We start from the raw sequence: 21,734 nt of genomic DNA, 5'->3' as shown, positions 1-21,734 counted from the left end.
GACGCGGCGGGCGCGGGCGACGCGGGCTTCGGCGCGGCGGGCGGCGGCGCGGACGCAGCGGGCGCGGGCGACGCGGGCTTCGGCGCGGCGGGCGCCGGCGAGGCGGCGACAGCGGGCGAGGCACCGGCGGGCGCGCCCGCGGTGGCCGCCGGTGCCGCCGCGTCCTCGCCCGGGCGCGCGACGCCGTCGCGCGCGACGCGCTCGAGGATCTCGCCGATCTGTTCGAGCAACTTCGTCGTGTCCCACGGCTTCGTGACGTGGCCGTCGACCCCGGCGCGCCGCCCGCGCACGTCGTCGTAGGCCTCCGAGTTGCCGCACATCAGCACGACCGGCACGTCCGGGTGCTCGCGCTTGAGCGCCTCGCACAGTTCGTAGCCCGACTGGTCGGGCATCACGTTGTCGACCAGCGCGAGCGCGGGCTTGGCCGCCCGCGCCTTGTCGAGCGCCTCGGCGGCGCTGCGGGCGCCGACGTAGTCGAAGTCAGACGCTCGAAACGTGATCTCGCAGACCGTCTGCATCGTGACGCTGTCGTCGACGCACAAAATCGTCTTGCCCATGCGGTCGCAGTCCTTCGTGGCGCGGTAGGTGGCTCCGGCTCCCCAGCAGCTCGGGCCTCGATAATCCCCGGAGTGGCGGCGCAGTGTCAAGGATTGCGCCCGGTTCCGCGCACGCCGGCGCACACGGCGCCCGTTCGTGTACGATGCGCGGCCCCATGGCCGGACCCGTCTCGACCCAACCGTTCGCCACCGCGGCCGCCACCGCCGTCGGCCGCGCGCTCGGCGTCGACCCCGACTCGCTGGTCGTCACCGCGCCGCCGCGCCCCGAGATGGGCGACCTCGCGGTCGGTTGCTTCCCCGCGGCCAAGGCGCTGCGCCAGCCGCCCGCGGCGCTCGCCGCGCGCGCGGCCGAGGCGTTCACGCCGGACGAGCACCTCGCCTCCGCGCAGGCCGCCGGCCCGTTCGTCAACTTTCGCGTGCAGGACCGCGCCCTGTTCCGCCACGCCGCGGCCGGCCCGCAGCTGCCCGACCTCGGCCGCGGCGAGACCGTGTGCATCGACTACTCGTCGCCGAACATCGCCAAGCACCTGGCCTACCACCACATCCGGTCGACCGTGATCGGCCACGCGCTCGTCAACCTGTATCGCGCGCTCGGCTACCGCGTCGTCGGCATCAACCACCTCGGCGACTGGGGAACGACGCACGGAATGCTGCTGGCGGCCCGCGAGCGCTGGGGCGAGCCGGAGCCGCTTACGATCGACGCGCTCAACGATCTGTACGTGCGGTTCCGCAAGGCGATGAAGGACGACCCGTCGCTCGAGGAGGCCGGCCGCGCCTGGTTCAAGAAGCTCGAGGAGGGCGACCCGGAGGCGCGCGCCGCGTGGCAGCGATTCAAGGACGTGTCGCTGGCCGAGTTTCAGCAGGTCTACGACGAGTTGGGCATTCGCTTCGACGAGATCCGCGGCGAGAGCGAGTACGAGGACGCGATGCCGCAGGTGATCGCGCTGCTCGAGCAACAGGGCCTCACCGCGGTGTCCGACGGCGCACTCGTGGTGCCGCTCGACGACGACGGCATGCCGCCGCTGTTGCTCAAGAAGCAGGACGGCGCGACGCTGTACGCGACCCGCGACCTCGCCGCCGCCATTTATCGGTGGGAGACGTACCACTTCGTCAAGAACCTGTACGTGGTCGATCGCGGCCAATCGTTGCATTTCCAACAGCTTTTCCGCGTGCTCGCGAAAGCCGGCATGGAGTGGGCGGACCGCTGCGAACACGTGCCGTTCGGACTGGTGCGCATCGGCGGCAAGAAGACCGGCACGCGCACCGGCAACGTCGTGCTGCTGCGCGAGGTGCTCGCCGAGGCGCGCGCCGGGGCGGCCGAGCGCGTGCGCGCCGCCAACCCGGACCTGCCGGACGACGTACTCGCCCAGGTCGCGCGCGTCGTCGGCGTCGGCGGCGTCGTGTTCGCGAACCTCGTGTCGCAGCGCGAAAAGGACGTCGATTTCGACTGGGACGAGGTGCTGCGCGTCGACGGCGACAACGGCCCGTACGTGCAGTACTCGCACGCGCGCTGCCAGAGCGTGCTGCGCAAGGCGGGCGGCGAGCCCGGCGGCGACTTCGACCCGGACCGGCTCACGTCGCCGCTCGAGCGCCAGCTCGCCCTCAAGCTCGTCGACTTCGGCGACGTCGCCGCGCGCGCCGCGGCGCACAACGAGCCGCACCATCTGTGCCGCTACCTGCTCGACGTGTCGGCCGCGTTCGCGCGGTGGTACACGTCGGGGAATCAGGAGGCGTCGCTGCGCATCCTGTGCGACGACGACGCGACCCGCGCGGCGCGGCTCGCGCTGGTCGCGGCCACGCGCGACGTGCTGCGCGAGGGGCTCGGCATCCTCGGCATCGCGGCGCCCGACCAGATGTGAGCCCGCGCGTGCCCGCCGCTCGCCGCCGGTGTGCAACCGGCCGTGCGCAGTGGCCGCGGCCGCCGGGCGCAAGTGCGCGACGGCGCGCTACCCCGTCGCCGGCCCGGGATGTGCAACGGCGCGCCCGCATGACGCCCCGGATCGCCGCCGCTGCCGCGTGCGCCCTCGGCGCGTGCGCGGTCGAGCCCCTGCCCGTCGACTCGGTCGCCGACGAGGTGCGCGTGTGCGCCGACGGGCCGACGATCGAGGGCATCGACGTGTCCAAGTGGCAGGGCGACATCGACTGGGACCAGGTCGCCGCCGACGGCATCGAGTTCGCGTTCATCCGCACCAACCACGGGCTCGGCGACCTCGACGAGCGATACGCGACCAACTGGGCCGAGGCGCGGCGGGTCGGCATCGTGCGCGGCACGTACCAGTACTTCCTGCCGGCCGAGGATGCGATCGCGCAGGCCGACCTGCTGCTGGAGCGGATGGGGCCGCTCGAGCCGGGCGATCTGCCCCCGGTGCTCGACGTCGAGGAGTCGCAAGGGCTGCCGCCGGACGCCGTGCGCGACGGCGTCCGCGCGTGGCTCGACCGCGTCGAAGCCGCGCTCGGCGTGCGGCCGATCGTCTACACCGCGAAGTACTTCTGGCAGGACGGCGTCGGCGCGCCCGGCGAGTTCGTCGACCACCCGCTGTGGGTCGCCAACTACGGCGTGGACTGCCCGCTGATCGCCGACCCGTGGCCGCGCTGGGACTTTTGGCAGTACACGAGCAGCGGCTCCGTCGCCGGCATCCGCGGCCGCGTCGACCGCGACGTGTTCAACGGGTCCCGCGCCGATCTCGACGCGTTCATCGCGCGCGCGGGCGTCGAGCCGGACGCGGGCGTCGAGCCGGACGCGCCGGACGCGGGCGGCGAGCCGGACGCGCCGGACGCGGGCGCCGAGCCCGACGCCGGCGGCGCGCCGGGAGCGGACGCCGGCGTCGGCGGCACGGCGGAGCCGACGACCGGCGCGGCCGGCTGTCGCGCAGGCGGAGCGAGCGGAGCGGACGGCGCGGCGGCGCTGGCGGTGGCATGGGCGCTGGCGCTCGCGGGCCGGCGGCGCCGCGGCCACTGCGCCACGCGCTGATCGGCCGCGCGGCGCCCGGACGACCTGCCGCGCGGCGGGCGCTCGCCCCCTGCCCCGGCGGCCGGCGATCGCGCTATAGTGCGCCGCGGCCTCGCGCCGACTGCCATGCGACCGACGTCCCCCTCCTCTGCCGCCGCCCCGCGTCCGGCCACCGCCGGCCCCATCGACACGATCGCCGCGCTCTACGAGCGCGGCCTGTACCTCACTGCGTACCGCAAAGCGCGCGCGACCGGCGTGCTCGCGGCGTCGCCCGACGACGTGGACGCCGCGCTCGTCGCCGCGCGCGTGCTGCGAGGCGCCGGCGCCCCGCGCCGCGGCAAGTTGCTCCTGCTGCGCACGTGGCGCCGCCACCGCGCGCACCCCGGGGCGCTGGTGCGCTACGGGTGGGAGCGCCTCGCCGACGGTCCGATCCCGGTGTGGGAGCTACTCGAGTCCGCGGGCGAGCCGCCGTCGTTCGACGCGGAAGCCGTGCGCGACTGGCGCCTGTTGCGCGCGCTCACCCTCGCGCTGCTGCGGGACTTCGACGCCGCCGATCGGGCGATCGACGGCGCGGCGGCCCTGGGCGAGACGCCGTGGCTGTGGTGCACGCGGTCGCTCATCGCCCGCGAGCGCGACGACCTCGCCGGCGCGATCGCGGCCGCGCGGCGCGCGCTCGAACTGCAGCCGTGGTATCGGCCCGCGGTCGAGTGCCTCGGCGACGCGCTGACCCGCGACCGCCGCAGCGACGACGCGCTGGCGCTGTACGCGGCCGCGGAGGACCACATCGAAAGCTACAGCGTCGCGCTGCGCCGCGCCGAGCTGCTGCAGGATCGCGGCGACCTGGCGGCCGCACGCCGCGCGCTCGACCGGGCCGTCGCCCTCGCGCCCGCGATGGACGCGTCGCTGTTTCGCCACGTCGCGGGCCGCCTGGCGGACGTCGCGTACCTGTTGGGCGACGTCGACCGCAGCGTCGAGTGGTCGTACGCGTCGCAGGCGCCGGCGCTCATCGCCATCGCCGAGCGGCTCGCCGGCGGCGCGACCGGCCGGCGCGTCGACCTGGGCGTGCCGCTCGTGCCGCAACACCACAACACGTGCGCGCCGGCCACCCTCGCGGCCATCGCGGAATATTGGGGCCGCCCGGTCGACCACCTCACCGTCGCCGAAGCGATCTGCTACGACGGCACGCCGGCGCACAGCGAGCGGCGCTGGGCGGTCGACCACGGGTTCGCCGCGGTGGAGTTCACGCTCACCTGGGATGCCGCGGTCGCCCTGATCGACGCCGGCATTCCGTTTACGCTCACGACGACGCAGACCGCGGCCGCCCACTTGCAAGCGGTGTCCGGCTACGACGCGCGCCGGCGCACTCTGCTCGTACGCGATCCCGCGGCGACCTCGCACTCCGAGATCGCCGCGGACGCGCTGCTGTCGGACCAGGCGCCGTTCGGCCCGCGCGCGATGGCGATCGCTCCGGCGGACCGCGCGCCGCTGCTCGCGAGCCTCGATCTGCCGGACGCCGCCCACTACGACGCGCTGTTTGCCGTCGACGAGGCGCTGGTCGCCCACGACCGCGATCGCGCCGCGGCGCTGCGCGACGAGCTGATCGCCGCCGCCCCGGACAGCGCGCCGGCGTACCGGGCCACCGTCGCGGTGGCAGCCTACGACGGCGACCAGCTCGCGATCGCGCGACACGCCGCCGCCCGCGCCGCTCGTTACCCCGACGACCCGCGCCTTTTGGTCGCGCACGTGCGGGCGCTCGAGCACCTGGCTGCCGCCGCCGACCGGCTGGCGGCGATCGACCGGGCCGCCACGAGGCCGGGCGCGGATCCGTGGCTGAAGGTCGAACGCGCGCGCCTCGCGAGCGCCGTGGCCGGCGACCGCACCGCGACCGTTGCTCAGCTGCGCGGCGCGCTGCGGTGGGCGCCGGTCGACGCCGGCATCATCGGGGCGTTGGCCGACGCCCTGTGGCAGCGCGGCGACCGCGACCGCGCCGTTTTCCTGTATCGGTTCGCGTCGTGCCTGGCCGCGGCGGACGAGGCGGCCGCCTGGCGCTACTTCGTCGCCGCGACGCAGCGCGGCAGCGCCGACGCCGCGCTGTCGCTGCTCGAGCGCCGCGCGCGGGCTGCCGCCGATCGGTCCGGCGCGCCGGCGCGCACGCTCGGCGACGCGTACGCGGCGCTCCACCGCGACCGCGACGGCATCGCCGCCCTCGAGCGCGCGATCGCCGCCCGCCCGGACGACGGCGGCCTGTGCCTGGCGCTCGCCCGGCAACGGCTCGCGACCGGCGACGCCGGCGCGGCCGACGAGTGGGTCGCGCGCGCCCGCGGCCGCGCGCGCGAGCGCGACTGGATCGAAACCGCGGCCGACCTCGCGCTGTGGCGCGCCGACTTCGACCGCGCGCTCGACCTGTGGCGCGTCGCCGTCGACCGCGCCCCGCTCGACGTCGCCGCGCACGCCGCCCTCGTCGACCTGCTGCGCCGAACTCGGGGACCGCGAGCCGCCGTCGACCACCTCGACGCCGTGCTCGAGCGATTTCCGCACCACCTGCCGCTGTCGAATCTTCGCTGCGAACTGCTCGACGAGATCGACGACGCCGCGGCGCGCGCGGCGCTGCGCGCGCACGTCGACCGCCACCCGCACGACGCCGCCGCGCGCGAACGCCTCGCGGTGTCGCTCGCCCGATGCGGCGACGCCGCCGAGGCCGCGAGCCAACTCGACGCCGCGCGCGCTGTCGACGGGCAGTCGGCGCGATTTCTCGTCGCCGCGGCCCAGGTTGCGCTCGCCACCGGAGACCGGACGGCGGCCGTCGACGCGCTGCGCGCCGCGGTGCGCGACGCGCCCAACGATACGCGCGCCGCGGAGCTGTTGTTGTCGCTCGCCGCCGACGACCGCGAGCTGCGCGAAGAACTGATGCGCTACTGGGAGGAACTTGCGGCCGCACCCGCGGGCGACGGCCTGCTGCTGTACCAGCGCGTCGCGCACCGCGTCGAGCCGCCCGGCGAGCTGAGCGCGCGCCTCGACGCGGCGCGCGCCCGCCATCCGCACAGCTGGCACGCGTGGTCGGCCGCCATCCGCCAGCGGCTCGCGAGCGGCGACGCGCGGGACGCACTCGCGCTGGCCGAGCGCGCCGCCGACCGCTTTCCGCTCGTGCCGGCCGCGTGGGTCGACCGCGCCGCCGCGCATGCCGCCGTCGGGGACGCCGCCGCGCGAATCGCCGCGCTCGAGCGCGCCGTCGCGCTCAACCCGCACTGGCCCACCGGTCTGCAGGACCTGTCGGACGCATACGTCGACGCCGGCGACCTCGCCCGCGCCCGCGGCGTGCTCGAGCGCGCCGTCCAGATCGACCCGATGACGGCGTCACTGCACGGCTACCTGGCCGACGTGCTCATGCGCCTCGGCGACCGAGCCGGCGCGATCGCCCGCATCCAGCGCGCGCTGCAGATCGAGCCGAGCTACGGGTGGGCATGGAACCGGCTCGCCGCGTGGACCGACTCGCCGCGCGACGCGATCGCGTTCGCCGAGCGCCTGTGCGCCGAGCAGGGCGAACGCGGCCGGGTGTGGCTCGCGCTGGCCGACCTGCTGCGCGACGCCAGCCCCGACGAGCGGCTCGCGCTGATCGACACCGCCATCGAGCGCGACCCGACGTTGCTCGACGCGTACGATGCGCGCTCGGAGTTGCTCGCGCAACAACATCGCTGGGACGAGGCCCTCGCGGCCTGCAGGCCTCCGCTGTGGGGCGACCGCCCGCCCGCGCCCCTGCGGGGGCGCGCCGCGTGGATCCTCTACCAGCGCGGGCGCCGGCGCGCGGCGTACGACGCCATGCTCGCCGTCGTGGCGGCCACGGCGGGCTACGCATGGGGCGTCGACCGCCTGTGCGACTGGGCCGCGGCGCTTCCCGACGACGAGGCGGTCGACCTGTTGCGGCGCACGGTGGACGCGGCGCCGTGGTCGGAGGACGCGCGCATCCGGCTCGGCCAGGCGCTCGCCGCGGCCGGTGACCTCGACGCCGCGGCGGCCGAACTCGAGCGCGCGCTGGCGGCGGCGCCGGACTCGCCCGCCGCGCGGCAGCTCGCCTTCGACGTGGCCGTCGCGCGCGACCGGCTCGACGAGGCCGGGGCGCTGCTCCCGCCGGACGACCGCGCGGACGCATTCGACCGGGCGCGTCGCGTCGAACTCGCCGTCCGCCGCGGCCGGCGAGACGAGGCGGTCGACGCGTACCGCGCCCTGTGCGCGGACGCGGGCGACGCCCCGTGGCCGGTCCGCCACGCCACGGCGTTGCTGCGCGACGCCGGACTCGACCGCGCGGCCGAGCAGGCGCTGGTGGCGGCGCTCGCCGATCCGCCGCCGGCCGGCGACGACGTCGTCGCGGTCGTCTACGGCGAGCTGTTGGCGGAGCGCAGCTGCGTGCGGGCGGTGCGCGCGCTCGCGCGGCTGGTGGCCCCGGCGCCGCGCGCGGGCGCCGCGCTCGCCGCGTACCTCGAACGCCTGGCCGACTCGGGCCGGCGGATCGCCGTGTGGCTGTCCGGCTGGCTGTGCCGCGCGCGCGCCGCCGCGCACACCGTCCCGTGGAGCGCGCTGGGATACGCGCTGTTGCGGGTGGGACCGCGGCGCGCCGCGGCGGCCTGGCTCGCCGACTGGCGCGACCGCGTCGACGCCGCGCCGTTCATGCTGCAGAACGTCGCGACGGCCCTGCGCCGGCTCGGCCGGTTCGCCGAGGCGCGCGCCGCGACCGAGCGCGCGCTCGCGCTTCCGGCCGATCGCTCGCTCGCATTCCACCAGCTGTCGCTCGCCGGGGACCTCGCGCTCGACGGCGACGTCGACGCCGCCCGCGCCCTGTGGCTCGCCGCCCGGGCGCACACCCACAGCGCGGCCGACCGCCAGCGCGCCGCGTTCGTCGAGGCCCTGCTGGCCGCCGACGGCGAGCGCGGCGGCGCCTACCTCGACGGCGTCGGCGACCGGCTCGGCGATTGGGCGGCCGCGTACCCACCGCACGCGCGAGCGCCGGCGGTGCAGGCCGACTACCTCCGCGCCGTGCACGCGCTGGCGCGCCGGTTGCCGCGGTGGCGACGCCCGGCGTTCCGCCGGCGCGCCGGCGCGTGAGCCGCCGCTGTCGCCGGCGCCGCTCGCGTCACTCGCGGCCGAGCGCCGCCGGTGCGCGCGACCGGCCGATGAACCCGGCGAGCGCGACGATGGTGAGCGCGTACGGCAACGTCTGCACCAGCTCCGACGGCAGGCCGACGCCCGCCGCCTGAAGTTGTAGCTGCATCGCCTCGGCGACGGCGAACGCGACGCAGGCGAGCGCCGCGGCGGCCGGCCGCCATCGGCCCATGATCACCGCCGCGAGCGCCACGTAGCCGCGACCGCCGGACATGTCCGCCACGAAGCCGGCGTTCGACAGCGCCAGCCACGCGCCGCCGAAGCCGGCCGCGGTTCCCGACGCGAGCACCGCGGCCCACCGCACCCGGTCGACCGACACGCCGGCGGATCGCGCCGCGTCCGGGTGCTCGCCCGCCGCGCGCAGCCGCAGGCCGAACGGCGTGTGCGCCACCGCGACGTGCGCGACGGCCACCGCCGCGCACGCCAGCCAGAACAACGGCTCCACGACCACGTTGGCGGCGAGCGCCGGCACGGCGGGCGTCGACGACGCCGAGCCGAACAGTCGCTTGAGCAGCACGCGCGTGACGCCGGCGGCCAGCAGGTTCACGGCCACGCCGGCGACAATCTGATCCGCGCGCAGCCGGATCGCGACGGCCCCGTACAGCGCGGCCAGCACCGCGCCGCCGGCCGCGCCCGCCAGCGCGCCCGCCGCCGCGCTGCCCGTCGCATACGCGACGGCCGCCGCACAGAACGCGCCCGCCAGCAGCTTGCCCTCGAGCGCGAGGTCGACGACGCCTGCGCGCTCGGACAAGGCGCCGCCGACCGCCGCGAGCGCGTAGGGCACGGCGACGCGCAACGCCTGGACGACGAACGCGACCGACAGCAGCGCGTCGATCACCGCCGGCCTCCCCGTCCGGCTGCCGCCGCGACCGCGAGAATGATCGCCGCCTGCAGCACGTCGACCAGTTCCCTGGGCACCAGCGCGTTGATCTCGAATCCGGCGTGCGCGAGGGTGCCGAACAGCAGCGCCGCCACCACCACGCCCGCCGGGTGCGCGCGGCCGAGCAGCGCCACCGCGATCCCCATGAACCCGGCGCCGCGGCCGAGTCCCTCCTCGAAGTAGCCCTTGTAGCCGAGCACGAAGTGCGCGCCGACGGCGCCCGCGACCGCGCCGCCGGCCGCCATCGCGGCCACGTACACGCGGCCCAGCCGCACGCCGGCCGCCTCCGCCGCCAGCGGATTCGCGCCGACCGCCCGCCACGCGAGGCCGCCGCGCGTGCGCGCCAGCCAGTACCACGCGCCGGCGGCGAGCGCGATCGCGAGCGCGGCGCTGGCGTTGGCGGCGCTGCCGCGCAGGCCGAGCACGGGCAGCCGCGCGCCGGCGGCGACCGGCGCGGTGTGCGTCGTCTCGGGGACGAACAGCCATCGCCCGCCGAGCCACAGCGCAACCGCGGCGACGATGAAGTTGAGCATGATCGTGTCGATGACCTCGTGCGCGCCGAACCGCGCGCGCAGCCATCCCGGCAGCGCGCCGACCGCGGCGCCGGCCGCCGCCCCCGCCGCGATCGCCGCCGGGATCGCGACGAACCACGGCGTCGCGGCCGGCAGCGCCGCGCCCGCGACCGCGGTGGCGAGGCCGCCCGCGATCATCTGCCCCTCGGCGCCGATGTTGAACAGGCCCACCCGATACGGCAGCGCGACCGCGAGGCCCGTGAACACCAGCGGCGTCGCCTTGAACACCACCTGGCCGACGCCGTACGCATCCCCCCACGTGCGCGTCCACATCGCGGCGTACACCCGCGCCGGCGACTGGCCGAAGGCGAGGATCAGCGCGCTACCGGCCGCCATGGCGACGAGCAGCGCCACCGCCACCACGTAGCCGCCCTCCGCCGCGGCCGCGACCGCGCGGCCCACCCGCGCGCGCACCCCGCCGGTCACGGCGCGGCCCCCGTCATCGCGCGGCCGAGGCGGTCGACCGCGTCGTCCGCGGCAAGTTGCTCGGCGTCGACCGACGCCGCGATCCGCCCGCGCACCATCACGACGGCGCGGTCGGCGAGCGCGCGCACCTCGGCGAGGTCGGCCGACGCGAGCAGCACGCCGGCGCCGGCGTCGCGCGCGGCCGCGATCTCCCGGTACAGCAGTTCGCTCGCGCCGATGTCGACGCCGCGAGTCGGTTGCGCGATCAACAGCACGCGCAGGCCCGAACGCGTGAGTTCGCGCCCGACGACGAGCTTCTGCTGATTGCCGCCGGACAGCGCCGCCGCGGGCACGTCGACGCGCGGCGGCCGCACGTCGAAGCGGTCGATGATGCCGCGCGCGATGGCGCGCTGCCTTCCGCGATCGAGGCCGAACCGGCCGGCGCACTCCCGCTCCCGGCCCAAGATGGCGTTGTCCGCGACCGGCAGCGCGAGAACCAGGCCGCGCGCGTGCCGGTCTTCGGGCACGTGCGCCAGCCCGGCCGCGTGGCGCGCGCGCACCGGCGCGCGGGTCACGTCGACGCCCGCGATCGCCACGCTGCCGGCCCGAACGGGCCGCAGGCCCGCGATCGCCTCGACCAGCTCCGTCTGGCCGTTGCCGACGACGCCGGCGATCGCGACGATCTCGCCCGCCCGCACCTGCAGCGTCACCCCGTGCACCGCGTCCGCTCCGCGGCCGGCCACGTACAGGTCGCGCACGTCGAGCGCGACGTCGCCCGGCCGCGCGGCGGCGCGCGGCACCGCGAGCGTCACCGGGCGGCCGACCATCGCGCGCGCGATCGCGTCCGGGTCGAGCGCGCCTTCCAGTTCCGCGACGACCTCGCCGCGACGCATCACCGTTACGCGGTCGGCGAGGTCCACCACCTCGTCGAGCTTGTGCGTGATGATCACCACCGTGGCCCCCGCGGCGACGAGCCCGCGCACGACCGCGAACAGCTCGTCGACCTCGGGAGGGGCGAGGACCGCCGTCGGTTCGTCGAGGATCACCACGTCGCAGCCGCGCGACAACACCTTGAGGATCTCGACGCGCTGCTGCTCGCCGACCGACAGCTGGTCGACGCGCGCGGTCGGATCGACGCGCAACCCGTACCGGCGCGCGAGGTCGGCGACGTGGCGCTCGGCCGCGCGCCGATCGAGCCACGGGCCACGGCGCGGCTCGCGCCCCAGCGCCACGTTCTCCGCCACCGTCATCGGCCCGACCAGCATGAAGTGCTGGTGCACCATCCCGAGCCCGCGCGCGATCGCCCCGGCGGGCGAGTGGCGGCGGATGTCCACCGGCCGGCCGCGAATCGCGAGTTCGCCGCCGTCCGCCCGCTCGAGCCCGTAAGCGATGCGCATGGCGGTCGTCTTGCCCGCGCCGTTTTCGCCGACGACCGCGTGGACGGTGCCCGCGCGCACCGCCAGCGTCACGCCGCGGTTGGCGACGACCGCTCCATAGCGCTTGTCGATGCCGCGCAGCTCGAGCGCCCACTCGCTCATCGGTGCGGCACCTCCAACCGCCCGGCGCGGATGTCCGCTTCGATCTGCCGCACGCGTTCGATCGTCGCCGGGGAGATGCGATCGCGATTGTTGTCGTCGTACACGAAGCCGACGCCGTCGTCGCCGAGGCCGAGTTCGCGCACGCCGCCGCGAAACCGGCCGCGCACGACGTCGTCGACCGCGCGGTAGACCGCCACGTCGACCTTCTTGACCATCGACGTGAGCACACAGCACGGCGCCTCGTGGAACTGATCGCTGTCGACCCCGATCGCGAAGCGACCGCGTTCGCGCGCCGCCTGGAACACGCCGGCCCCGGTCTTGCCGCTGGCGTGGAACACGATGTCGGCGCCGCGCTGATACTGCGCGTCCGCCAGCTCGCGGCCCTTGACCGGGTCGGCAAATGCCTTCGGATCGGTGCCCGCGTAGGCGGACAACACGCGGCAGTCGGGACACACGTGGCGCACGCCCGCCGTGTAGCCCGCCTCGAATTTGCGGATCAGCGGGATGTTCATGCCGCCGACGAACCCGACGACGCGCGTGCGCGTCTCGAGCCCGGCGATCGCGCCGACGACGAACGCGCCCTCGTGCTCGCGGAACCGCAGCGCGAGCAGGTTCGGCGGCGGCGGCGGATCGCCCGGCGCGATCGCGTAGTCGACGCACGCGAACCGAACCGCGGGAAACTCGCCGGCGAGCCGCCGAATGTCGTCCGTGAAGATGAAGCCGACGCCGATGACCAGGTCGTAGCCCTGCGACGCGAACTGGCGCAGCGCGCTCTCGCGGTCCGACCCGTCGCCCGGCTCGATGGTCTGGACGTGCACGCCGAGTTCGCGCGCCGCGCGGACGAGACCGCGGTACGCCGCGTCGTTGAACGACCGGTCGCCGAGACCGCCGACGTCGAACACGAGCCCGACGCGGACGCGCGCCGCGGTGCGGTCGCCGCCCCCGCGGCCGGCACCGGCCGCCAGCAACGCCGCGTTGACGGCGACGAGCGCCGCGACCACGGCCGCGCGGCGGCGGCGCTCGTCGCGGAACCCGGCTATGCGCAGGCGCCTGCGGAACACGCGCCGCGATTATCGCCGAAACCGCCGCCGCCCGCGCGGCGGTGCGGTACAGTCGCGCGCGCCGCCGCCGGCGGCGCTCCCCGGGGAGGCGAACGATGGCTCTGCGCTACCTGCACACGATGATCCGCGTGTACGACCTCGACGCGGCGCTCGACTTCTTCTGCGACAAGCTCGGCCTCGTCGAGACCCGCCGCAGCGACCACCCGGCGGGCCGGTTCACGCTCGTGTTCCTCGCGACCGAGCCGGGCGCGCCCGAGATCGAACTCACCTACAACTGGGACCAGACCGAGCCGTACTCCGTCGGCCGCAACTTCGGGCACATCGCATACGCCGTCGACGACATCTACGAGGTCTGCCAGCGGCTGGTCGACAAGGGCGTGACGATCCTGCGGCCGCCGCGCGACGGCCGCATGGCGTTCGTCCGCTCGCCCGATCAGATCTCGATCGAGCTGTTGCAGCGCGGCGAGCCGCTGCCGCCGCGCGAGCCGTGGGCGTCGATGCCGAACACCGGCCAGTGGTGATCGGTCACGGCGCGGCGTCCGGCGGCACGGGCGGCCCGTTGCCGTCGAGTTCGGCGAGCGCCCGGCGCGCCCGCTCGTAAGACGGATCGGCCGCCACGGCGCGCGCCAACAACTCGCGTGCGCCCGCCCGGTCGCCGCGCGCCAGGTGTGCGCGCGACAGGTTGTACAGCGCGCGGCTGTTGCGCGGGTCGGCGGCGATCGCCTCGCGCCACAGCGCCTCGGCGCGCGCGGCGTCACCCGCGCGGAACGCCGCCACCCCGAGCCGCGTCGCGGCGCGCGCCAGGGCCGCGCGATACGCGTCGCGCGGCGCCAGCCGCACGGCGGCGCGGAACTCGGCGATCGCCCCGGGCAGATCGCCGCGTCGCTCGAGCCACACGCCCATGTTGTAGTGCGCGTAGTGGTCGCCCGGCGCCAGCTCGAGTGCGCGCGAAAACGCGGCGCCCGCCGCGTCGAGATTCCCCCGCTCGGCCAGGGCGATGCCGAGGTTGATGTGCGGCCGGGCCTTGGCCGGCGACGCCGCGACCGTCTGCGTCCACAGGGCGACCGGATCGGCCAGGACGCGGTTGCGAGCGACGGTGAGCGCCGCGAGCGCTACGAGGTAGGCGGCGATCGCCGCCCACGCGAGCCGGCGGGCGGCTGCGATGCGCGCGCCGGCCCAGCCGAGCGCGACCGCGGCGCCGGCGAGCGACAGGTACGCCAGCCGCTCGGCGAGGATGTCCTTGAACGGGACCAGCGAGTTGGTCGGCGCCAGCGCGACGAAGAACCACACCACGCCGGCGGCGACCGCCGGCGCGCGCCGCCGAACCGCGATCGCGCCGCCGATCGCCGCCGCGAGCACCGCCGCACTCGCGAGCACCGCGCCGTCGGGTCCGGTCGACAGCGCAAAGTCGTAGTCGATGTTGTTGGCGACCGGCACGACGACCAGGCCCGCCAGGTACGCCACCGCGCGGACCTGCGTGAGCGCGTGCGCCACCCACGGCACCACGCCGAAGCCAAACGTCCCCGTGTGGGGATTCGTCGCGACCGCAAACAACAACGGCACGATGCCCGCGCACAGCGCGTGCGGGATCAGCGCCCGCGCCTCGCGGCGCCACGCGGCCCGCACGTCGCCGGCGTGGAGGAACGCCGCGGCCCACAACCAGGTCACCACCGGCGCGACCACCGCCGACTCCTTCGACAGCATGGCCGCGGCGGTGCACGCGACCGACCCCGCGTAGGCCGCCCGGCCGCCCGCCCCTGACCGCCACCGGGCGTACAGCGCGATCGCGCCGAGCGTGCACGCGGCGGCCAGAATCCCCGATCGCGCGTGCACGTACGCCACTCCCTCGGTCGCGACGGGATGCGCGAGGAACACCGCCGCCGCCAGTTCCGGCAGCGGACCGCGGGAAACCGCGCGGCGCAGCCCGGCCCACAGCAGCCACGCGCACGCCGCGTGCAGCAGCACGTTCACGAGCCGAAACGCGAACGGGTCCATCCCGGCGACCGCGTAGGTGGCCGCCAGGCTGAGCATGTGCAGCGGGCGCGTCTCCTGATAGCCGCTGTGCAGCGCCGCGGCCATCGAACGCACGCCGGGGTTGCGCACGACCTGCGGCACGTCGTCGAAAATGAACGGCCCGTCGAGCACCGGCGCGTACAGCGCCAGCGCGGCGGCGATCGCCACCGCCGCCGCGATCCAGCCGCGCCGGCGCGACATCCACCGGCGCGCGCGCATCGCCGTGGCGCCGCGTCGCGGTGCGCTCACGCGGCGAGCATAGCCCGTCGCGCCCGCGCGGTCACTTGTAGGCCGTCATCTCGCCGGCCTTCAGCTTGCGGATGTAGTCGTCCTTGTCGGCGGCCACCTTGCCGGCCAAAAACAGGATGCCGAAGATGTTCGGGAACGCCATGCCGAGGATCATCAGGTCGCCGAACGCCAGCACGTTCGTCGCCTTGAGGACCGACCCGAGGAACACGAACGCGCAGAACACGATGCGGTAGACCATCGAGTAGCTGTCGCCGACCAACCACGCCCAGCAGCGCTCGCCGTAGTACGACCACGAGATCATCGTCGAGTAGGCGAACAGCACCACCGCGATGCTCAGCACCCACGGAAAGAACGCCAGTTCTTCGCCCATCGCGCGCGACGTGAGCGCCGCGCCGTGATTGCCGGCGACGAGGCTCGCGTACTCCGGGTTGTTGTAGGCGCCGGTGATCACGACGACCAGCGCCGTCATCGTGCAGATGACCACGGTGTCGATGAACGGCTCGAGCAGCGCGACGATGCCCTCGCGCACCGGGTACTCGGTCTTGGCCGCCGAGTGAGCGATCGCGGCCGAGCCGATCCCCGCCTCGTTCGAGAATGCCGCCCGCTTGAACCCGGTGATCAGCACGCCGAGGAACCCACCGTAGGTCGCTTCCGGCGTGAACGCGCCGCGTACGATCTCGGCGAACGCGGCCGGCACGTGGCCGAGGTTCATGAAGAGGATCGCGAGCGCCGCGACGACGTAGATTCCGCACATGGCCGGCACGATCTTCTCCGCGGTATGCGCGATGCGCCGGATGCCGCCGATGATGACGACCCCGACCAGCACGGTCATGATCAGGCCGTACACCCAGTCGTAGTCGCGGAAAAACGGCACCGTCTCGCTGATCGCGCCCAGCGACTGGCTCACCTGGAACGCATTGCCGCCGGCGAGCGAGCCGCCGATGCACATGATCGCGAACGCGACCGCGAGCACCTTGCCCAGCCCGGCGAACCCGACCTCGCCCAGCCCCTTGGACAGGTAGAACATGGCCCCGCCCATGATGCGGCCGTCCGGCCGCACCTCGCGGTACTTCTGGCCGAGCGTGCACTCGACGAACTTCGACGCCATGCCCAGCAGGCCCGCCGCGATCATCCAGAACGTGGCGCCGGGGCCGCCGACCGACACGGCGATCGCGACGCCGGCGATGTTGCCGAGCCCGACCGTGGCCGACAGCGCCGCCGTGAGCGCCTGAAAGTGCGTGACCTCTCCGGTGTCCTCCGGGTTGTCGAACTTGCCGCGCGTGACCTCGATCGCGTGCCCGAACATGCGGAACTGCACGAACCCCATCCGGACCGTGAAGAACAGCGCGCCGAGGACGAGCCACACGACGGTGATCGGCAGCGCGTAGTCGTCGGTCCAGAACGCGATGTCGTAAAACAGCACCGACTCGAGGGGGGTGACCACCCACGCGCCGAACCAGGCATCGAGCGACGCCTGCCAGCCGGTCTGCGCGGGCTCGGAGTCTGCCGGCGCGGCCGCGCCGGCCTCGCCCGCGCCCGGCCCGGACTTCGCGCCCGCCTCGCCCGCGGCCGCCTCCGGCCGCGTTGCCGCCGCGACGCCCGCCGCGCCCGTGTCGCCGGCGGCCGCGGCGGTCGGCCCCGCCGCGGTCTCCTGCGCGTACGTGAAGCTGGCGGCCGCCCCCGCGAGCGCGAGCGCCAACACGGCCCAGGTCACCCACTTCCGCATGCCCGCGTGCATACAACGGGCCGGTCGCGCGACGCAACCGCAGGCCGGCTGACGCCGGCTGTCCCCCGCCGACACGGCGGCCGCCCGCCTCGATGGGCACGAGGAGGCTGTTGCGCATAGCCGCTGGCTGCGGTCGCGATCTGCGGGCGATCTTCGGCGTACGTCCTCGCGCCCTTCGGTTCCGTATGCGGATACGCGCCCTCGTGCGCTGCGGGCGTGCGCCGAACCTCGCCTCGCATCTCACCACCTCGCTGGCGCGCCTATACGCAACAGCCTCCTGGCGGCGCCGCGCGGTCAGCTGTAGCGGAACGCGTAGACCGCGACCGGGTCGTCGAACCCCTTGAGCGGCACCTCCCCGAGCGCGACGACGTTCGCGCGCGGACCGAGGCGGTCGACGCAGTCGCGCGACAACACGATGCGCCGGTTGGCGCGCTTGGACAGCCCCTGCAGGCGCGCCGCCCGGTTGACGACCGAGCCGATCGCCGTGTACTCGAGCCGGCTCTGCGCGCCGACCGCGCCGCACACGACGTGGCCCGAGTCGAGCCCGATGCCGACGTCCAGGTGCGCCCACACGCCGCCGCGCTCGCGCAGGCTGTCCACCGCGTAGACGATCTCGTGGGCCGCCTCGGCGGCGGCCTGCGCGTGATTCGGGTGCTCGTCCGGGGCGCCGAACAGCGCCAGCAGCCCGTCGCCGAGAAACTTGTTGACGGTACCACCGTGGTTGCGGATGAGGCGGCAGGCCTCCTCGTAAAACTCGTTGAGCAGCGCAACCACGTCCTCCGGCGCCCACCGCTCGCACAGCCCGGTGAAGTCGCGCAGGTCGCAAAACAGCACGGTCACCTCGCGCCGCTCGGCGGCGCCCGCGACCGCATCGCCGCGCAGGATCGCCTGGGCGACGTCGGGCGACACGAACCGGCTCAGCTCCGCCTCGAGCCGCTGGCGGCGCCATACCTCGGAGCCGCCCGTGATCGCGAGCCGGCGCATCCGCTCGGTCGCCACCGCGAGGGCGGCCGCGACGAGCGACAGCCACAGCGCCCCGGCCCACGCCCCCCACGCGCCCAGCGGCGGGACCCGCGCGACGTCGGCCGCGGTCAGGCCCGGGGCGACGGCGCCGAAGTACACGGCGAGGTGCCCGAGCACCGCGACCGCGCCGCCGTATACGCACAGCCGCGGGTCCATCCGCAACACGTTGGCGGCCATCACGACCGCGTACAGCGCCCACGCCGGTGCCGCCGCGGCCCACGCCGCCCCGTTGGTGTGCGCGACGATCCACAGCGCGACCGTCACGATGGCCGGCTCGACCGTCGCGCCCAGCCACCGCAGCGCCGTGGCGCGCCTGCCAGCCCCGGTCCGCAGCGCGCCCCACGTGAGGCCGAAGTACGCGGCGGCCGCCGCGCACAGCACCAGCTCGCGCGCCACGAGCCGGCCGCCGAGGTGCGGCGCGAGCGCGACGACCGCGGCGGCGACGACCACCGTGATCGCCAGCAGCACGGCGGTCACCATCTCGTCGGACCGGCCGGCCGCGCGCGCGTAGGCCCACGCCATCGCGCGCCGCTCGCGGGCGGTCGTCGGACGCGGCCGCCGCCCCGTACGGCTGGGCGCGAACGGGGCGGCAGGCCGCCGCCGGCGGCTGAGCACGTCGACGCCGGTCGCGGGAGTCAGCACGCACACATTGTCGGCCGAACTCCCGTGAAAATCGTGCGAGGGTCACTACAACACCGGCAACGACGGCGCCGGCCCCGCCCCCGCGAGCGCTACCGGGGGCAGTGCTATTCCACGATCGGGCCGCTCTTGCACACGCCGATCTCCATGATCAGGTACAAGAGCACGCGTTCCTGCGGCACCAGTCCGACGTGCGGGTTGTCGGCGGTGTGATAGGTCGAGTACAGGACGCGGCCACAACCGGCCGGCTCGAACGTCACGGTAAACGGCGAGCAGCCGTCGCCGGTGCCCGTGCAGGTAGCCGGCGTGCCATCTTCGTCGCCGATCACCCACGCCTTCGGCTCGTCGAACACGGGCAAGCCTTCGTCGTCCATGCCCACCTGCACGGTCGTGAGCCGTTCGATGAAGTCGAACTTGCCCTCGATCGCGAAGTTGTCGGCGTCGATCGTTCCCTCGGCGTACGAGCCGCCGCCCTGGACGAGCGGACCGCGCTGGCCGTCGAGCCACTGGTTGAGCCCCTCGTCGACCGCGCGCGCGTGCTGCGCTTCGGTCGTCGAGAACCCGTCGGCGTCGCCGAACAGCGCCGTGTTCCACGTCTCGGTGGTCGGATCCCACGCGGACGCCGGCGTATCCGTGTCGCCTTTGAGCGTGATCTGCTCCGGGAAGATGTTGTCCGCCCACTCGCCGGACCAGTCCGTCACGTACAGCTTGCCGCCCGCCTTGACGAACTCGCGGATCGCGGTGAGCGTCTCGGGCGGCGCGCCCGCCAGCCCCGCGCCGCCGCTGAACGTCTGCTGGGAGCACGGGATGAAAATGATGTGGTAGTTCATCATCCGCATGTCCGTCATGTTGAACAGGGTCTCGAGCGGAGCGATCGCCACGTGGTCGATGGCGCCGCCGTTGGAGTAGACGTCGAACACGCCGGCGGCGGACGCCGGCACGAACGTGCCGGAGGCATCGACCTCGCCGAGTCCCATCTTGCCGAGGATGTCCTCGATCTGGTCCCAGAAGCCGGATGCGATGGCGATTCGGGGCACCCACTTGCCGTTGGCCGGGTCGTGCTCGGACGGCAGCGTGGTCTGCTCGGGAGGCAGATCGATTGTTGCATATTCCCCGACCACGATCTCCTGCTCGAGCCGGAACGTGCCCTTCTGGATGACGAGCCAGTACGTCCCCGGGACGATGTTGGCGATCTCGAACGCGCCGCGCGCGTCGGTGAACACGTGTTTGCCGGGCGGATCCACGCACTGGTCGCAGTGGACCTCCTGCGGAATCGGGGGCGGCCGCACCGCCGACAGTTAGACGAGCGCGTCGTGTATCGGGATCTCGTGCCCCGCGGGCACCATGCCGGGCGCATTGCCCGGCGCCCACACGGTGCCGCGAACGGTGCCGGCCGGTCCGGCGTAGGCATCCGGCAACCCGGTGCCCGCGTCCACCGCGGCGCCGCCGGGCACATCGCCGGTCGCCGCCGGTCCACAGGCGGCGCACAACGCCGCGAGCCAGAAACTCCCCCCGTACTTGCTCATGACCGCGCACCATACTGCGGTAACCCACCGCCGCAAAGCGAAATGTGCGGCCGCACCCGCCCGCGCCGGCACCCACGCAACTTTCGAACGTTGCTATGGTTTTTGCGTGTCAGGGTCCACCCGGCAGCACCGTGCGGCGGCGGCGATCGCCGCCGCGGCCGCCGCGGCCGTCCACGCGCCGGCGATCGGCGGATCGTTCGTCAACTGGGACGACCCGCGCTACGTGCTCCGCAACGAGCTGGCGCGCGCGCCGGCGGATCACGGCCTGGTCGAGTGGCTCACGACGCCCGACATCGGCTACCCGATCCCGCTCACCGTGGCGGCGTACTCCGCGCAGCGCGCGGCCTTCCGCGATCCCGACGCGCGGTTCGGGGTCGACCCGCGCGGATTTCACGCGGTGTCGGTCGCGCTGCACGCGATCGTCGCGGCGCTCGCGGTCGCCTTTGCGCTGCGCCTCGGCGCCACCCCGGCCGGCGCCGCCCTCGGCGCGTCGTTGTTCGCCGTCCACCCGGTGACGGTCGAGCCGGTCGCGTGGGTCACGGGGCAAAAGGATCTGCTGGCCGCCGTCTGCTGTCTGGCCGCTCTGACGATCCGCGCGGGACCGCGCGGCGGCGACCGCCGCCGCAGTGCCGCGTGCGGCCTCCTCGCGATCGCCGCGCTGGCCGCCAAACCGAGCGCCGTCGGCATCCTGCCGGCCCTGTGGCTGGTCGATCGGGCACGGCGCCGACCGCTGCGGTCGCGCCGCGCCGCCGCCCTGTACGGCGCGCTGACCGCAGCGGTCGCGGCCGACATCGCGCTGTCGCTGGCCGGCCACCGCAGCCACGGTGTGTCGCCGCTGGCCGATTTCGGCGTGACGTCGCTCGCCCACGCGGGCTGGTCGTACGCGCTGCAACTGTTGCATGTCGTATGGCCGACCCACCTCGCGGCGCGCTACGTGCCGCCCACCGGCTGGGCGCTCGTCGGCTGGGCGCTCGCCGGCGCGGGCCTCGCGGCCGCGACCGCCGCCGCCGCGGCGTGGCTGTGGCGAACGCGGTCGCGCGCCGCGGGCCTCGCCATCGCCGCCGCGGGGCTCGCCTACCTGCCGGCCGGCGGCATCCTGCCCCTGCCGCGCGGCCCGGCCGACAGCTACGCGTACCTGCCGCTGGCGATCACCGCCGCCGCGGTCGCGCTCGGCGTCGGCCGCGCGCTCGCCGCGACCGCCGGCGCCGAGCGCGCCGCCGTCGCCGCGGCCGCGGTCGTCGCGGTCGCAACCGCCGCGACGACGACCCGCGGCCAGATCCCGGTGTGGCGCGACTCGATCGCGCTGTGGTCGCACGCCGTGGCGATCTACCCCGACCGTCCCCAGCTCGCGATGCGGCTCGGTGAGGCCTATTTGTTCGAAGGTCAGCCGGATCGCGCGGCGCGCCTGTTCGACGCGATCGAATCCCGCTACCGCGGTTTC

The 21,734-nt window shown here is 75.1% G+C and carries 15 protein-coding genes; 5 read left to right on the top strand and 10 right to left on the bottom strand.

Annotated features, from left to right (window positions below):
• Positions 1–557 (bottom strand): response regulator (locus D6689_10230; protein ID RMH41745.1); only part of this gene is annotated, 557 nt, incomplete at its 3' end.
• A 143-nt stretch (positions 558–700) separates the two neighbouring features.
• Here D6689_10230 and D6689_10225 point away from each other — a divergent pair.
• The 3 genes from D6689_10225 to D6689_10215 all read left to right on the top strand — a co-directional run bounded on the left by D6689_10225 (position 701) and on the right by D6689_10215 (position 8,604).
• Positions 701–2,416 carry an arginine--tRNA ligase gene (locus D6689_10225; protein RMH41744.1) on the top strand — a complete coding sequence of 572 codons (1,716 nt, stop codon included), beginning with the start codon at positions 701–703 and terminating at the stop codon, positions 2,414–2,416.
• Between the two features lie 128 nt (positions 2,417–2,544).
• Positions 2,545–3,528 carry a hypothetical protein gene (locus D6689_10220; GenBank protein RMH41743.1) on the top strand — a complete coding sequence of 328 codons (984 nt, stop codon included), beginning with the start codon at positions 2,545–2,547 and terminating at the stop codon, positions 3,526–3,528.
• Between the two features lie 105 nt (positions 3,529–3,633).
• A complete protein-coding gene (locus D6689_10215; GenBank protein RMH41742.1) occupies positions 3,634–8,604 on the top strand; it encodes a hypothetical protein in 4,971 nt (1,656 codons plus the stop codon).
• Positions 8,605–8,632: 28 nt separating this feature from the next.
• On the opposite strand, the gene D6689_10210 is transcribed toward D6689_10215, so the two are convergent.
• From D6689_10210 to D6689_10195, 4 genes are all read right to left on the bottom strand, one after another.
• On the bottom strand, positions 8,633–9,487 hold the full coding sequence (locus D6689_10210) for an ABC transporter permease (GenBank protein RMH41750.1): 855 nt from the start codon (positions 9,485–9,487) through the stop codon (positions 8,633–8,635).
• Between the two features lie 8 nt (positions 9,488–9,495).
• The gene (locus D6689_10205) at positions 9,496–10,449 is read right to left on the bottom strand and encodes an ABC transporter permease (GenBank protein RMH41749.1); all 954 of its coding nucleotides are present in this window, start codon (positions 10,447–10,449) and stop codon (positions 9,496–9,498) included.
• An 86-nt stretch (positions 10,450–10,535) separates the two neighbouring features.
• The gene (locus D6689_10200) at positions 10,536–12,056 is read right to left on the bottom strand and encodes an ABC transporter ATP-binding protein (GenBank protein ID RMH41741.1); all 1,521 of its coding nucleotides are present in this window, start codon (positions 12,054–12,056) and stop codon (positions 10,536–10,538) included.
• Positions 12,053–13,096, bottom strand: coding sequence for a BMP family ABC transporter substrate-binding protein (locus D6689_10195; protein RMH41748.1), 1,044 nt, complete (start codon positions 13,094–13,096; stop codon positions 12,053–12,055). Before D6689_10195 ends, D6689_10200 begins: the two co-directional genes overlap by 4 nt.
• A 122-nt stretch (positions 13,097–13,218) precedes the next feature.
• On the opposite strand from D6689_10195, the gene D6689_10190 reads away from it, so the two are divergent.
• A complete protein-coding gene (locus tag D6689_10190; protein ID RMH41747.1) occupies positions 13,219–13,638 on the top strand; it encodes a lactoylglutathione lyase in 420 nt (139 codons plus the stop codon).
• 4 nt (positions 13,639–13,642) lie between these two features.
• On the opposite strand, the gene D6689_10185 is transcribed toward D6689_10190, so the two are convergent.
• From D6689_10185 to D6689_10165, 5 genes are all read right to left on the bottom strand, one after another.
• Positions 13,643–15,379, bottom strand: coding sequence for a hypothetical protein (locus D6689_10185; GenBank protein RMH41740.1), 1,737 nt, complete (start codon positions 15,377–15,379; stop codon positions 13,643–13,645).
• Between the two features lie 31 nt (positions 15,380–15,410).
• Positions 15,411–16,823: an alanine:cation symporter family protein gene (locus D6689_10180; protein RMH41746.1), complete on the bottom strand. Its 1,413-nt coding sequence runs from the start codon at positions 16,821–16,823 to the stop codon at positions 15,411–15,413.
• Positions 16,824–17,399: 576 nt separating this feature from the next.
• Positions 17,400–18,770, bottom strand: a complete 1,371-nt coding sequence (locus D6689_10175) for an adenylate/guanylate cyclase domain-containing protein (GenBank protein ID RMH41739.1) — start codon at positions 18,768–18,770, stop codon at positions 17,400–17,402.
• A gap of 104 nt (positions 18,771–18,874) precedes the next feature.
• Positions 18,875–20,056: a hypothetical protein gene (locus D6689_10170; GenBank protein RMH41738.1), complete on the bottom strand. Its 1,182-nt coding sequence runs from the start codon at positions 20,054–20,056 to the stop codon at positions 18,875–18,877.
• A 9-nt stretch (positions 20,057–20,065) separates the two neighbouring features.
• The gene (locus D6689_10165; GenBank protein ID RMH41737.1) at positions 20,066–20,293 is read right to left on the bottom strand and encodes a hypothetical protein; all 228 of its coding nucleotides are present in this window, start codon (positions 20,291–20,293) and stop codon (positions 20,066–20,068) included.
• A 106-nt stretch (positions 20,294–20,399) separates the two neighbouring features.
• On the opposite strand from D6689_10165, the gene D6689_10160 reads away from it, so the two are divergent.
• Positions 20,400–21,734: hypothetical protein (locus D6689_10160; protein RMH41736.1), on the top strand; the 1,335-nt coding region annotated here is incomplete at its 3' end.

The sequence above is a fragment of the Deltaproteobacteria bacterium genome (assembly GCA_003696105.1).
In the GTDB taxonomy this organism is placed as follows: domain Bacteria; phylum Myxococcota_A; class Polyangia; order Haliangiales; family J016; genus J016.
This window is presented reverse-complemented; position numbering and strand designations above follow the sequence as displayed.